The 13,300-nt window shown below is 67.6% G+C and carries 10 protein-coding genes; 2 read left to right on the top strand and 8 right to left on the bottom strand.

What is annotated here, in order from left to right:
• Position 1: 1 nt before the first annotated feature.
• The 5 genes from AC1AYP_RS01015 to AC1AYP_RS00995 form a co-directional block, all read right to left on the bottom strand.
• On the bottom strand, positions 2 to 679 hold the full coding sequence (locus AC1AYP_RS01015) for an amino acid ABC transporter permease (RefSeq protein WP_476502039.1): 678 nt from the start codon (positions 677 to 679) through the stop codon (positions 2 to 4).
• Positions 679 to 1,521, bottom strand: a complete 843-nt coding sequence (locus AC1AYP_RS01010; protein WP_476544532.1) for a glutamate ABC transporter substrate-binding protein — start codon at positions 1,519 to 1,521, stop codon at positions 679 to 681. Before AC1AYP_RS01010 ends, AC1AYP_RS01015 begins: the two co-directional genes overlap by 1 nt.
• Before the next feature lie 31 nt (positions 1,522 to 1,552).
• Positions 1,553 to 2,353 carry an amino acid ABC transporter ATP-binding protein gene (locus tag AC1AYP_RS01005; RefSeq protein ID WP_476501968.1) on the bottom strand — a complete coding sequence of 267 codons (801 nt, stop codon included), beginning with the start codon at positions 2,351 to 2,353 and terminating at the stop codon, positions 1,553 to 1,555.
• Positions 2,354 to 2,580: 227 nt separating this feature from the next.
• A complete protein-coding gene (locus AC1AYP_RS01000) occupies positions 2,581 to 3,138 on the bottom strand; it encodes a YbaK/EbsC family protein (RefSeq protein ID WP_476501969.1) in 558 nt (185 codons plus the stop codon).
• A gap of 201 nt (positions 3,139 to 3,339) precedes the next feature.
• Entirely contained in the window at positions 3,340 to 4,971 is a 1,632-nt protein-coding gene (locus AC1AYP_RS00995) for an ATP-binding cassette domain-containing protein (protein ID WP_476501970.1), read from the bottom strand.
• 446 nt (positions 4,972 to 5,417) lie between these two features.
• Here AC1AYP_RS00995 and AC1AYP_RS00990 point away from each other — a divergent pair, with 446 nt between their 5' ends.
• Positions 5,418 to 6,356, top strand: coding sequence for an endonuclease domain-containing protein (locus tag AC1AYP_RS00990; RefSeq protein ID WP_476501971.1), 939 nt, complete (start codon positions 5,418 to 5,420; stop codon positions 6,354 to 6,356).
• A 153-nt stretch (positions 6,357 to 6,509) separates the two neighbouring features.
• On the opposite strand, the gene aspS is transcribed toward AC1AYP_RS00990, so the two are convergent.
• Positions 6,510 to 8,309, bottom strand: a complete 1,800-nt coding sequence (aspS, locus tag AC1AYP_RS00985; RefSeq protein ID WP_476501972.1) for an aspartate--tRNA ligase — start codon at positions 8,307 to 8,309, stop codon at positions 6,510 to 6,512.
• A 65-nt stretch (positions 8,310 to 8,374) separates the two neighbouring features.
• Complete coding sequence (gene hisS, locus AC1AYP_RS00980) at positions 8,375 to 9,754, bottom strand: histidine--tRNA ligase (RefSeq protein WP_476501973.1); 1,380 nt, start codon at positions 9,752 to 9,754, stop codon at positions 8,375 to 8,377.
• A 128-nt stretch (positions 9,755 to 9,882) separates the two neighbouring features.
• Between hisS and AC1AYP_RS00975 the strand changes: the two genes are divergently transcribed.
• Entirely contained in the window at positions 9,883 to 11,328 is a 1,446-nt protein-coding gene (locus tag AC1AYP_RS00975) for a DUF349 domain-containing protein (RefSeq protein ID WP_476531745.1), read from the top strand.
• 114 nt (positions 11,329 to 11,442) lie between these two features.
• Here AC1AYP_RS00975 and AC1AYP_RS00970 read toward each other — a convergent pair whose 3' ends face one another.
• Positions 11,443 to 13,227 carry a bifunctional metallophosphatase/5'-nucleotidase gene (locus tag AC1AYP_RS00970; RefSeq protein WP_476546724.1) on the bottom strand — a complete coding sequence of 595 codons (1,785 nt, stop codon included), beginning with the start codon at positions 13,225 to 13,227 and terminating at the stop codon, positions 11,443 to 11,445.
• Positions 13,228 to 13,300: the final 73 nt, after the last annotated feature.

The following is a 13,300-nucleotide window of genomic DNA, read 5'->3' as shown; positions in this document are numbered from 1 at the left end:
GTCACCTCCTCACGGCGAGCTTGTTGGACAGGTACGTGGTGAGCATGCCGATCGGGATGATCAGAATCACGTAGCCGAACGCGAAGATCAGGAAGATCTGGATGATGACGTCCGGGCGGAACTCGATCATCTGGCTCATCAGCGACGACGTCTCGGTGGAGACGGACGCGGCGGCGGCGACGGTCGAGTTCTTGAGCAGCGCGATCAGCGTGTTGCCGAGCGGGGCGACCGAACCGCGGAACGCCTGCGGCAGGATGATCTCGGTGGCGGACTGCATGAAGCCGAGGCCCAGCGCGCGGGCCGCCTCGGCCTGGCCGAGCGGCACCGTGTTGATGCCGGAGCGCAGCGACTCGCACACGAACGCGGCCGTGTACAGGCTCAGGCCCATGACCGCCAGCCAGAAGAAGTTCGTGGCGAACGTGTCGGAGAAGGTGAGCTTCAGCTGCGCGTACGCGCCGAGCACCATGAACACCATGATGATGGTGAGCGGCAGGTTCTTGAACAGCTCCACGTAGGCGCCGGCCACGGCCCTGAGGGACGAGATCGGCGAGATGCGCATGACCACGAGGATCACGCCGAGGATCATCGAGAACAGGGCGCTCCACAGGGTCAGTTCGATGTTGACGAGGAACGCGCCGGGCACGTCGTACTGGCTGAACAGTTCGAGGAATCCGTTCATCACTTGTCCCCCTCGCCCTCGTCGGGCGTCGGCGGGTTGTACTCCGCGTTCGGCGTGTACGCCGTGCCCTTCGTGTTGTCACTGATCGCGCGCTTCCAGGAGCCGTCCTGGATCATGTCGACGATCGCGTTGTTGATCTGCGCGGCGAACTTGGTGTCGCCCTTCTTGATGCCCACGCCGTAGTACTCCTGCGTGAACGGCTTGCCGACGACGCGCAGCTTGCCGCGGGAGGCGGAGGCGAGGCCGGCGAGGATGATGTCGTCGGTGGTGACCGCGTCGACGATGCCGGAGAACAGGGCGGTCGCGCATTCCGCGTAGCCCGGCTGCTCCATGAGCTGCACCTCGGAGGCGAACTTCTCCTTGACGGTGGCAGCGGAGGTCGAACCGGTCACGGAGCACAGGCGCTTGCCGTTGAGGTCCTCGGGGCCGTTGATGGACGTGTCGTCCTTGCGCACGAGCAGGTCCTGACCGGCCACGAAGTAGGGTCCGGCGAAGGAGACGGCCTTCTTGCGCTCGTCGGTGATCGAGTAGGTGGCGAGGATCATGTCCACGTCGCCGTTCTGGAGCATGGCCTCGCGCTGCTTGGACGGGGCCTCCTTCCAGATGATCTCGTCCTCGGAGTAGCCGAGCTTCTTGGCGATGTACTTGGCCACGTCCACGTCGAAGCCGACGTAGGTGCCGGACTTCTTGAAACCGAGGCCCGGCTGGTCGAACTTGATGCCGATGCGGATCTTGCCCGCCTCGTCGGAGCCGCAGGCGGCCAGCGACATCGTGCAGGCGAGCGCGGCCACGACGGCGACCGCGCGGCGCGCCATCCGCTTCACTGATGGTTTGAACGTCATATGCTTGCCTTCTTGTCTTTCCCTCGGTCCGTCAGTGGGTGAGGATCTTCGACAGGAAGTCCTTGGCGCGCTCGGTCTTCGGATGCTCGAAGAACTCGTCGGGCGTGTTCTGTTCGAGGATCTGGCCGTCGGCCATGAACACGATGCGGTCCGCGGCCTTGCGCGCGAAGCCCATCTCGTGGGTGACGCACAGCATGGTCATGCCCTCGTGGGCGAGCTCGACCATGACGTCGAGCACCTCGTTGACCATCTCCGGGTCGAGCGCGGAGGTCGGCTCGTCGAACAGCATGACCTTCGGGCGCATGGCGAGCGCGCGGGCGATGGCGACGCGCTGCTGCTGGCCGCCGGAGAGCTGGGAGGGCATCTTGCCCGCCTGCGAGTCGACGCCGACGCGGGCGAGCAGGTCCATGGCGAGGCGTTCGGCCTCCTTCTTGTCCATATGGCGGACCTTGATCGGCGCGAGCGTCACGTTCTCCAGGATGGTCTTGTTGGCGAACAGGTTGAACGACTGGAACACCATGCCGACCTCGGCGCGCAGGTTGGCGAGCTCCCTGCCCTCCTGCGGCAGGGCTTTGCCGTCGATGCGGATGTCGCCGGAGTCGATGGTCTCCAGACGGTTGATGGTGCGGCACATCGTGGACTTGCCGGAGCCGGACGGGCCGACGATGACGAGCACCTCGCCCTTGTTGACGGTGAGGTTGATGTCTTTCAGGACGTGCAGATCGCCGAAGTGCTTCTCGACGTGGGTCAGCTCGACGAGCGGGTGGCCGGAGGTCTCATTGCCCGGCACGAGGGGCGCGACGGGGCGCGTTTCTTCTAGTTTCTCTGACATGGGAGGTCAGTATAACGGCACTGTGTTACCGGCAGACTACCAGCCGGACATCAATAGTTCACCATGTGAGACGCCTATCCATCATCCCGCCCCATTCCCCAGCGCCCTCTTCCCCATGGTGCGGCAACACACTTCCTCCACAACCCCGGAATCAAGCCGTTTCGCGCCACCGCACCATGGGTGATTCATCGCACCATGGGGGTTTCACCGCACCATGGGCACGCGCGTCACTGCACCGGACGCGGCTTGCCGAGGCCCGCGACGAACCGCACGCCCGGGATGTCGGCGAAGATCGAACCGTCCACCACGAGCTTGGAGGGGCGCACGCCGGAACCCAGATACAGCTTCGGGATCGACAGGATGTGCTGGTCGACGAGCAGCGGCCAGGACTCCGGCAGGCCGATCGGCGACATGCCGCCCGACTCCATGCCGGTCGCCTCGACGGCCGCCGCGATCGGCGCGAAGCTCACCTTGGACACCTCCAGCGTGTGCTTGACGACGCCGTTGAGGTCGGCGCGCGTGTCCGCCGTGACGAACGCGGCGGCGAACTGCGGCGGCGCCTTGCGCGTCTTGTGCGTGTGCACGACGACCACGTTGCCGGTGATCGAGAACGGCACCCCGTACTTCGGGCACCACAGGTCGGTATCCGACTCCTCGTCCGTGTTGATGGTCACGCCCAGGATCTTCGATTCCGGCACCCCGGCCGCGACCATCGCGTTCAGCTTGTCGAACACCGGCTTCGCCAGCAGGTCCCCGTCATGCCAGTCCAGTATCTCCAACGTCATAAGTCCCCCTTCGTCATGCGTTCGTCCGCCCAGCATAGCGGCGCCCACCACGCCGCCGCCCGGCGCGCCTATACCCGTTCCCTATAACCGGTTCCATCCGCACCCCATCCCCATGGTGCGGCGATGTCCCCATGGTGCGACAACACACTTCCTCCATAACCCCGGAATCAAGCCGTTTCACGCCACCGCACCATGGGGGTTTTACCGCACCATGGGAATGCAGGTTCCAAGGAAGCGCTCGTCGTGGGAGACGACGACCAGCGCGCCCGGGTAATCAGCCAGCAAGCGGGCCAGCGACGCCTTCGACGACAGGTCGAGATGATTCGTCGGCTCGTCCATGACGATCAATTGCGGACCGTCCGGCAACGCCAGACACACCAGAAGCTTGCGCAGTTCGCCCGGCGACGGGGATTCCCCGGCCAACAGCCGGTCCGGGTCGGCGTTGAGCCGCGCGTACGCGCCCAGCACACGGGCCCGGTCGCCGGCGGACAGCCCCTGCAAACGGCCCATCGCCGTATCGCGGTCATCGTCGGTGAGTTCCTGGGCGACAATCAGTTTCGGTACGTCGGCGGCGTGCGCGAGCATCGTGCGCAACAACGTCGACTTGCCGGTGCCGTTCGGCCCCGTCACCGCGACATGGTCGCGCGGACCGACCGAGATCGTCGGGATCGCAAGTCCTATGGCCGAAGTCTCGTCGACGGCCGGCGACAGTCGGATGCGTCCGCCGGAGACGACGGCCCGCGACAACCCGGACGAGTCGGACGAGTCGAGTCCTAGGCCGTCCTTGCTCACGCTTTCCGGCCCGGTATCGGCGGCGTCCCGTCCGTCGAACCGGACCACGCCCGAATCCAGTCGTATCAATTCGCGTCGCCGGCTCGGCGCAATGTCCATCCAGATGTCACCGTCGTAGCGTTTCGCCGCGACCGTGAGATCCGCCTCCCGCCGCCGCGCCGCAATCGCCCGGGCGTCGAGCCGCGCGTAGGCGCGGGTGACTCCGCGGTCGAGACCGGTCATCTTCGCCAATTGGCGTCTGTCCCTCGCGTCATGGTCGTGTCGGTCGATATGGCGGCCGCCGCGTTTCGCCGCCTCGACCTGCCGCACCTTGCCGAACTCCCGCGCGCGGGACGCCGCCAATCGGGCGGTCTCGCGCCGCGCCTCGGACAACGCGGCGGCGTCGGCGTCGTCGCGCGCCGCGATCGTCGCCGAGACCTGCGTCCATCCGCCCGGAACCGCGTCGACGACGGTCACGTTGCGGGAGCCGACGTGACGTCGCGAGAAGACGACGCACCGGCCGCAGGTCGCGTCGATGAGCGCCGCGTCGTGCGAGACGACGACGCCGATGCCGCGGTAGGCGCGCATCGCGTCGACGATGCGCGCCCGCGCGACGGCGTCGACATGGTTCGTCGGCTCGTCGAGTATCAGCACGTCGGGGCGTGCGGCGAGCGCGCAGGCGAGCTGCACGCGCTTCCTCTCGCCGCCGGACAGCGTGTCGTAACGGTACGGCCAGTCGTCGCCCACGCCGAGCATGTCGCGTACGGCGATCGTCTCGGGCGACCAGTCGGCGGCGAACATGTCGAGACGTTCCGGCGAGACGTCGACGCCTTGCGGGCAATGGCCGATGACGAGACGTTTCGGATTGGGCGTGACGGTTCCCCCATCGGGGATGACGGTGCCGCGCACGATGGCCATGAGTGTGGATTTGCCGATGCCGTTGTCGCCGACGACGGCGGTCCAGCCGCGCGGGAACGATACGTCGACGTCGGCGAACAACGGCTCCGGAGCGTCCGGATAGGTGAAGGTGATATTGGTGAGAGTGAGGATGGAGGGTTGCATGGGTCGCGCCTTTCACGTCGGGCGTGCCGCTTGGGATGCGATGTCGATGACGGCGTGGGACCGGATACGGCCAACGGGCCCGGCGCATATCGTCGCCTGCGATCGGCCACGCCCGGACGGGCGGAAGCCTGAGCCCATTGACGGATGACGCGCGGCGGCACGCTTCGACGCGTGGTCCCGCTGGAGTACCGTCATCCTTCACAGGCGCAACTTGGCTGGTTTCCTTTCGTTCGGTTCCTCTGGCATATCGAAGAACCCGTATTCACGATGCCGTTCGTACATTAGGACGAAACGACGACTTCGCCGATTGTGGACAATCCGACGGGACACGCCGCAGCGGCATCCGGAATCGACCGGTTTATCCACATCGCCCGGAATCATGTCCCTCCCGATCCGGCTTCGGTTATCATGCCCGGATGAACACATACGGCTATGACGAAGCGCCCATGGACGGCGAGGTCCACGATTACGTGAGACGCCGTCTGAACGAACAGGCGGCGGCAAAGGCGCAGGCGTGCCTGGGGCTGCTGCCGCGGGTGAGGACGGAGCGCACGACCTGCTTCGCCTTGGACACGGCGTTGACGCTGTACGCCGTCGAAACGCCACGATGCGGCGGACTGCCACGATGTGATTTCCGCGTCGTCGTGCGCGACCGTGTGGCACGATCGTCCCTCGACGGCGTCGATTTCCGCACCTGGAACCAGCCGTTCGCCACGTATACGTTCCCCAACGGATTGGTATGCGTGCATCCCATCGATACGTGGATCCAATACGCCCGATATCTGGATCTCACCGAGATGGTGGTGCTCGGCGAAGCGATCGTCCGACGATTCGGGTACGCGTTCGATGATCTCGCCAATCGGCTTACGGCGTTTCGCCGCATCGCCGGCCGGGCGCGATGCGACGCGGCCCGACCGCTCATGCGACCGTCCGACTCCGTGCAGGAGACCCGTTCGCGGCTCGCGCTGCTGCGGTATGGCCTGCCGATGCCGGTCATGCATCATGCCGTCGCGGCTCCCGGTGGAACGACCCGGTACGTCGTTGACATGGCGTACCCGGAGCGCCGTGTCGCCATCGAATACGACGGCGACCATCATCGCCGGTTCCGCAGCCAATACGTCCGGGACCAGCGCAAACGCCGGGAGCTGCGCGCGATGGGGTGGACGGTCATCGAGACGTTCGCCGACGACATACGTGACGCCGACGGACGATGTGACTTCGCGCGACGTGTGGCGGACGCGGCCGGCATGCCGTTCACGGCGATGCCGAGCCGCGCGCATCGCGCGCTCGCAGACCCGTCCCTCCGTCCCAACGCGCGCCGCGGCGAATACCATCGACGCGCCTTGGCGCGCGAGGCGTCCATGCACCGCCCCATGGTGCGGTGACCTTCCCATGGTGCGGCAACACACTTTCTCCACAACCGCGAAATCAAGCCGTTTTGCGACACCGCACCATGGGGGTTTTACCGCACCATGGGAACGGGTGGGTTTGAAAAAGGGTGAGCCCCCTGATGGGGGCTCACCCTTGGATGGGGACGATCAGTCCTCGTCCTCTTCCGGGTCGTAGTCGACGCCGGTCTCGGCACGCTGCTCGGCCGAGATCGGGGCCGGGGCACCGGTCAGCGGGTCGCGGCCGCCGCCCGCCTTCGGGAAGGCGATGACGTCGCGGATGGTGTCGGCGCCGGCGAGGATCGACACGGTGCGGTCCCAGCCGAGGGCGATGCCCGCGTGCGGCGGGGCGCCGTACTTGAACGCCTCGAGCAGGAAGCCGAACTTCTCGGCCGCCTCCTCGGAGGAGATGCCGAGGACGTTGAGCACGCGGTCCTGGATGTCGTCGCGGTGGATACGCACCGAACCGCCGCCCATCTCCTCGCCGTTGCAGACGATGTCGTAGGAGTCGGACATGGCGTGCTCCGGATCCTGGTCGAACTTGTCGATCCAGTCCTTGGACGGCATCGTGAACGGGTGGTGCATGGAGGTCCACTTGGAGTGGCCGACCGCCACGTCGTCGTCGTCCGGATCGTCAGTCGGCTTGAACAGCGGGAAGTCGACGACCCACGTGAACGCGAACTTCTTCGGGTCCAGGAGTCCCGCGCGGGAGGCGAGCTCGACGCGCACGGCGCCCAGCAGCAGCTGGGAGGACTCGCGGGAGCCGGCGGCGAAGAACACGGCGTCGCCCGGCTCGGCGCCCACGGCCTGCATCAGGCCATTGCGCTCCGCTTCGGACAGGTTCTTGGCGACGGGTCCCTTGAGCTCGCCGTCCTCGGTGAAGGACACGTAGGCGAGGCCCTTGGCGCCGCGCTGCTTGGCCCACTCCTGCCACGCGTCGAACTGGCGACGCGGCGTGGAGGCGCCGCCCTTGAACAGGACCGCGCCCACATAGGGGGCCTGGAACACGCGGAACGGCGTGTCCTTGAAGTATTCGGTGAGCTCGATGAGCGGATTGCCGAAACGCAGATCCGGCTTGTCGGAGCCATACTTGTCCATGGCGTCCTGCCAGGTGATGCGCGGCAGCGGCAACTGCACCTCGTAGCCGGCGGTCTTCCAAATGGCGGCGATGACCTTCTCGGCCATGGCCATGACGTCCTCCTGGTCGACGTACGCCATCTCCATGTCGAGCTGGGTGAACTCGGGCTGGCGGTCGGCGCGGAAGTCCTCGTCGCGGTAGCAGCGGGCCAGCTGGTAGTAGCGCTCGACGCCGGAGACCATGAGCAGCTGCTTGAGCAGCTGCGGGGACTGCGGCAGCGCGTACCAGGAGCCGGGCACGAGGCGGGCCGGCACGACGAAGTCGCGGGCGCCCTCCGGGGTGGACTTGATGAACGTCGGGGTCTCGACCTCGGTGAAGTCCATGTCCTCCAGGGCGTGGCGGGCGGCCTTGGCCATGTCGGAGCGCAGCTTGAGGTTGTGCTGCATGGACGGGCGGCGCAGGTCGAGGTAGCGGTACTTCAGGCGCACGTCCTCGCCGGGCAGCTTGTTCTCGGACTCGTTCTCGAGCGCGGTGGACACCTGGAACGGCAGGGCGTCGGACTTGGCGAGCACCTCGATGGTCTCGGCGACGACCTCGATCTTGCCGGTGGCGAGATGTTCGTTCTCGTTGCCCTCCGGGCGCAGGCGGACCTCGCCGACGACCTGGATGACGAATTCGCTGCGCAGCGGGCGGGCCATGTCCTCGTCGTAGATGACGACCTGCACGAGGCCGGTCGCATCGCGCAAATCGATGAAGGCGACGCCGCCGTGGTCGCGGCGACGGTCGACCCAACCGGCGAGGGTGACCTTCTGACCGACCAGCGCCTCGGTGACTTCGGTGGCATGGTGTGTTCTGTAAGCCGTCTGGCTCATGCTTCCTCTTTCAGTTCTTGACGTGTCCCGACACGCCGTCCGACACGACGCGGGGACGGCGGTTCTCAGTCGATGACTACGGTTTGCCGGGCACTAACAGTATCCGGCTCCCATGACGTGGCGTCGGCCGGGTTCTGGTCGCCGGAGACGATGTTCTTCACCTCGTCGCCCGCGCCCTCCTGGCCGGGGAACCACACGTACGGGATGCCGAGCTTGTCGGCGTACTTGATCTGCTTGCCGAGCTTGGCCGCGGTGGGCGCCACGTCGGCGGCGATGCCGCGCGAGCGCAGCGTGTTCGCGATCGCGTTCGACGCGGCGCGGTCCTCCTCGTTCCATACGGCGACAAGCACGCTGGCCGGCGAGACGCGGCTCGCGTGCGCGCCGGCGGTGTGCAGCATGTAGCTGACGAGACGGCTCAGGCCGATGGACAGGCCCACGCCCGGGTACTTGCGGCTGCCCTGCGAGGCGAGGTTGTCGTAGCGGCCGCCCGAGCAGATCGAGCCGAGCGACGCAGCGCCGTCGAGGAACGTCTCGTAGACGGAGCCGGTGTAGTAGTCGAGTCCGCGCGCGATCTTGAGGTCGGCGATCACGGAGCCGGGGCGGATGGCCGCGGCCTGGTCGACGATCATCGCGAGCGTATCGAGGCCCTGCTTGGCGAGCGCGTACGCCTCGGAATCGGCCGCGATGCCATGGGCCGCGCACAGCGCGTCGAACTTCGACGCGAGCTCGGCGCCGTCGGCGGCGGTCAGCTCGGCGAGTTCGAGGCAGGCGCGCGCCTGCGCCTCGGACGCGCCGCACTCCTCGACGAGGAGCTTCGCGACCTCGTCGGCGCCGATCTTGTCGAGCTTGTCGATCTCGCGCAGCACGCCTTCGATGTCGGTCAGGCCGAGCCCGCGGTAGAAGCCCTCGGACAGCTTGCGGTTGTTCGCGTGCACGGTCGCCTTCGGCAGGCCGAACGCGCGCAGGCGTTCGAGCGCCGAGACCATGACGAGCGGCAGCTCCACCTCGTAGTGGTCGGGCAGGTCGCCCTGTCCGATCACGTCGATGTCGGCCTGGACGAATTCGCGGTAGCGGCCCTCCTGGGGACGTTCGCCGCGCCAGACCTTCTGGATCTGCCACCGCTTGAACGGGAAGGCGAGCTGGCCGGAATGCTCGACCACGTACCGGCTCAGCGGCACGGTGAGATCGAAGTGCAGGCCGAGCCTCTCCTCGATCGGGGTGTCGGACTCGCGACCGACCTCCTGCAGACGGGACAGCAGGTAGATCTCCTTGCTGGTCTCGCCTTTCTTCAGCAGGGACGCTCCGGTCTCCACGGCACGGGTCTCGATGCCGAGGAAGCCGTTGAGCTCGAAAACCTCACGGAGCGTGTCGATGACACGCTGCTCCACAACGCGTTCAGAGGGGAGCCACTCTGGAAATCCTGAAATTGATGCGCCTTTAGCCACGGAATCAATATAATAGGTGAGGGTTGCGTCAAACAACGCCATATTCCCATGGGGGTCCGAGCGGATTCCCCGGGTATCGCGATGCGGGACGCACGCCGCACATACTTCCAAGCTGTAAGGAGCTGGCCATGGCCGACGAGAACGTCACCGAAACCGAGAACACCACCGAGCCCACCGAGCAGGCGACGCAGCCCGCGGTGGAACAGACCGCGCCCGCGGCAGCTCCGAAACCCTCGGCGATGCCGAAGCCGCACGCGCCGTCCCCGGCCGCGTTCGCCCACAAGCCCGCCGCCGCGCGCCCCGCCGCGCCGGCCGCCAAGAGCGGCCACGCCGAGGCCGCGATCCACGAGGCCGAGGCGTTCGGCCGCGTCGCCGACGACGGCACCGTGTACGTCAGGGAGGGCGAGACCGAGCGCGAGGTCGGCCAGTTCCCGGACGTGTCCAAGGAGGAGGCGCTGGCCCTGTACGCCCGTCGCTTCCTGGACCTCAAGGCGAAGCTCGACGCGCTGGCGGGCCGCCTCAAGTCCCGCAACGTCAAGCCGCGCGAAATCGACGAGTCCCTGAAGATGCTCGCCGAGGAGACCGCCTCGCCGGCCGTCGTCGGCGACATCGCCGCCCTGAAGGCCCAGTACGAGGAGCTGAAGGCCGCCGGCGAGGCGAAGAAGGCGCAGATCGCCGAGGCGCGCAAGGCCGCGATGGCGAAGGCCATCGAAGGCCGTACCGCCATCGTCGTGAAGGCCGAGGAGCTGGCCGCGTCGCTCGGCGACAACACGAACTGGCGTTCCACGGCGGACAAGTTCCGCGCCCTGTTCGACGAGTGGCAGGAGCACCAGCGCAACAACGTGCGCATCGACAAGAAGGACGCCGACGAGCTGTGGAAGCGCTTCTCCGCCGCCCGCACCACGTTCAACCAGGCGCGCCGCAAGTGGGCGCAGGCTCGCGACGTGGAGCGCAAGGAGGCCCGCGACGCCAAGGAGGCGATCATCGCCGAGGCGAACGAGCTGAAGGACTCCACCGCGTGGGGCGAGACCTCCCGCAAGTTCAACGAGCTGATGGACCGCTGGAAGAAGGCGGGCCGCGCCGGCCGCAACGAGGACGATGCCCTGTGGGCGCAGTTCCGCGAGGCCGCCGACACCTTCTTCAACGCGCGTCAGGCCGACCGCGACCAGATCTCCTCCTCGGAGAAGGAGAACCTGGCCGCCAAGGAGGCGCTGCTCGTCAAGGCGGAGGCGCTCGTGCCGGTCGCCGACGAGAAGGCCGCCAAGCACGCCCGCCAGGAGCTCGCGAAGATTCAGGAGGAGTGGGACCAGATCGGCTACGTGCCGCGTGACGACATGCGCCGCATCGAGGGCCGCCTGGACGCGGTCGACAAGCAGATCAAGGCCGTCGAGGACGCCGCCTGGAAGCAGTCCGACCCGGAGGCCGACGCCCGCAAGTCCAGCTTCGAGGAGCAGCTCAACGCCCAGCTCGCCGAGCTCGACGAGAAGATCGCCGCCGAGTCCGACCCGAAGAAGAAGGCGAAGCTCGAGGCCGAGAAGGCCACGAAGGAGCAGTGGCTCAACGCGGTGAAGTGATGCCGCGCGCCGTGTAGCGCGGTCCACGCCACGTGTAAAGAAAAAGGCCCGTCGTGAAGGAATTCACGACGGGCCTTTTCGTATGGTTCTCTCCCCCAGTCGGCTTCGCCGTCCTTATACGAGCACGGTGCCGGTGACGGGCAGGGGGATGCGCACGTCCGGGTGACGGCCGAGATAGTCGGCGAGCGCCTCGCCGTACCCCATGTCGAGCTCGTGGTAGTTGCTGCCGGCGCGGAACGCGGTGTACCGGTCGCCGCCCTGGAGGAGGAACGAGTTGGATGCGGCGATGACGAGGTCGTCGTCGCCGATCTCGCGCCCGTCGACCGTGAGTCCCACGATCGACGCGCCGCCCGCGTCGTCCGCGCTCTCCCCCGGCACGTCGGGCGCCTGCCCGCCGGTCACGTACCGGTATCGCACGTTGCCGGACACGCCGAGCCGCGAGATGACGGTGCGGCCGCCGTGTTCGCGCCATTGCTGGGCGAGCACGGCCTTGAGCTCACGTCCGGTGAGCGTGGTCTTCGCGACCTTGAACTGGAGCGCCATCATGCTGTCGACCTCGCGCAGGGTGATCTTCCCGTCGCCGTTCTGGTCGAGGTTCGCGGTCCTCAGACTTCCCTCGTTGGAGAATCCGACGACGGGTATCCGGTCGCCGGCGTACAAATCGCGGCGCACGGCCTCGCGTTCGGCGTCGGCGACGAGCACGCCGAGCGCGCTTTCCGTGCCGGGCGACGGCACCTTGCCGAAGTAGGCGTCGCGCGCGATGGTGCCGACGACACGCCCGCCGACACGCCGCGCGCCCACCGCGGCCTTCCGCCAGATGGCGGCGGCGCGGCGCACGCGCGCGTCGGTCTCGCCGGCCGACCGCCACGCGGCCTGTTTCGCGTGGGCGACGCCGTCGGTGCCGTCCGCGCCGTCGAGCGCGTAGACGCCGGCGACGTCGGTCGGCGTCATGCCGTTGCCGGGGTCGACGTCACGCACGGCGACGTGCGACGTGCGTCCGGAGCCGGTGATGACGAGATCCTGCACGGCCATGTCGCGCCCGAAGCTGCCCGCTTCGATGATGGGGGCGCCGGCGGCGGTCGTCATGCGTTTGACGGCGTGGCTGTGGCCGGCGTAGACGAGGTCGACGTTATGGTCGAGCGCCGCCGCGCCGGTTCCGGCGGCGGCGGACGCGTCGGCGTGGATGAGCGCGACGACGGCGTCGGCTTCGCCGTTCGCCTCGTCGCCGTCGCTGAGCTGGTCGGCGACGCGGTTGACGGCGTGGACGGCGGTCTCGTCAAGGTCGGCGTCGCGGGTGATCTGCGGCGTGGCGACGGCGCCGAGCGCGTCGGTGAGCGCGCCGACGAACGCGACGCGTTTGCCGTTGACCGTGCGGATCGTGTAGTCCTTGACGTGGCTCAGCATGCCGTCGGACGTCTTGTTCGCGGCGGACACGTTGGCGCTCAGCCAGTCGATGCCGTTGGCGGGCGCGGCGACGCGGTCGTTGAAGTCGGCGACGCCGCGGTCGAACTCGTGGTTGCCGACGGCGGAGACGGTCAGTCCCCACGCCTTGGCCATCTCGAGCGTGGGTTCGTCCTTCTCGTACGCGGATTCGTAGGGGCTGCCGCCGACGAGGTCGCCGGCGGAGACGGGCACCGTGTTCCCCGGGTTGTGCGCGTCGGCGAGCGCGAATCCGGCGGCGTTCGCCTCGCCGCGTTCGATGTGCCCGTGGAAGTCGGTGATGTCGGCGATGGTGACGGTGCGTTCGCCCGTGGCCGCGTCCGCGCCGGAGAAGGGGACGGTTCCCGGGTTCGACGCGGACGCGTGCGGGGCCGCGAGCGCCGCGACGAGAAGGAACGTGATACCTGCGATGGCGACCCACGGTCGCCTGCCGGCCTTCGTGCGCCGGCCTGACTGCATCCTGCTCACGATTGCAAGGTATGCCGCGTGGTTGAACGGCGTTCCCGCGCATGCCGTCGCGCAGGTGAATTCT

The organism is Bifidobacterium sp. LH_424, assembly GCF_056356895.1.
This window is presented reverse-complemented; position numbering and strand designations above follow the sequence as displayed.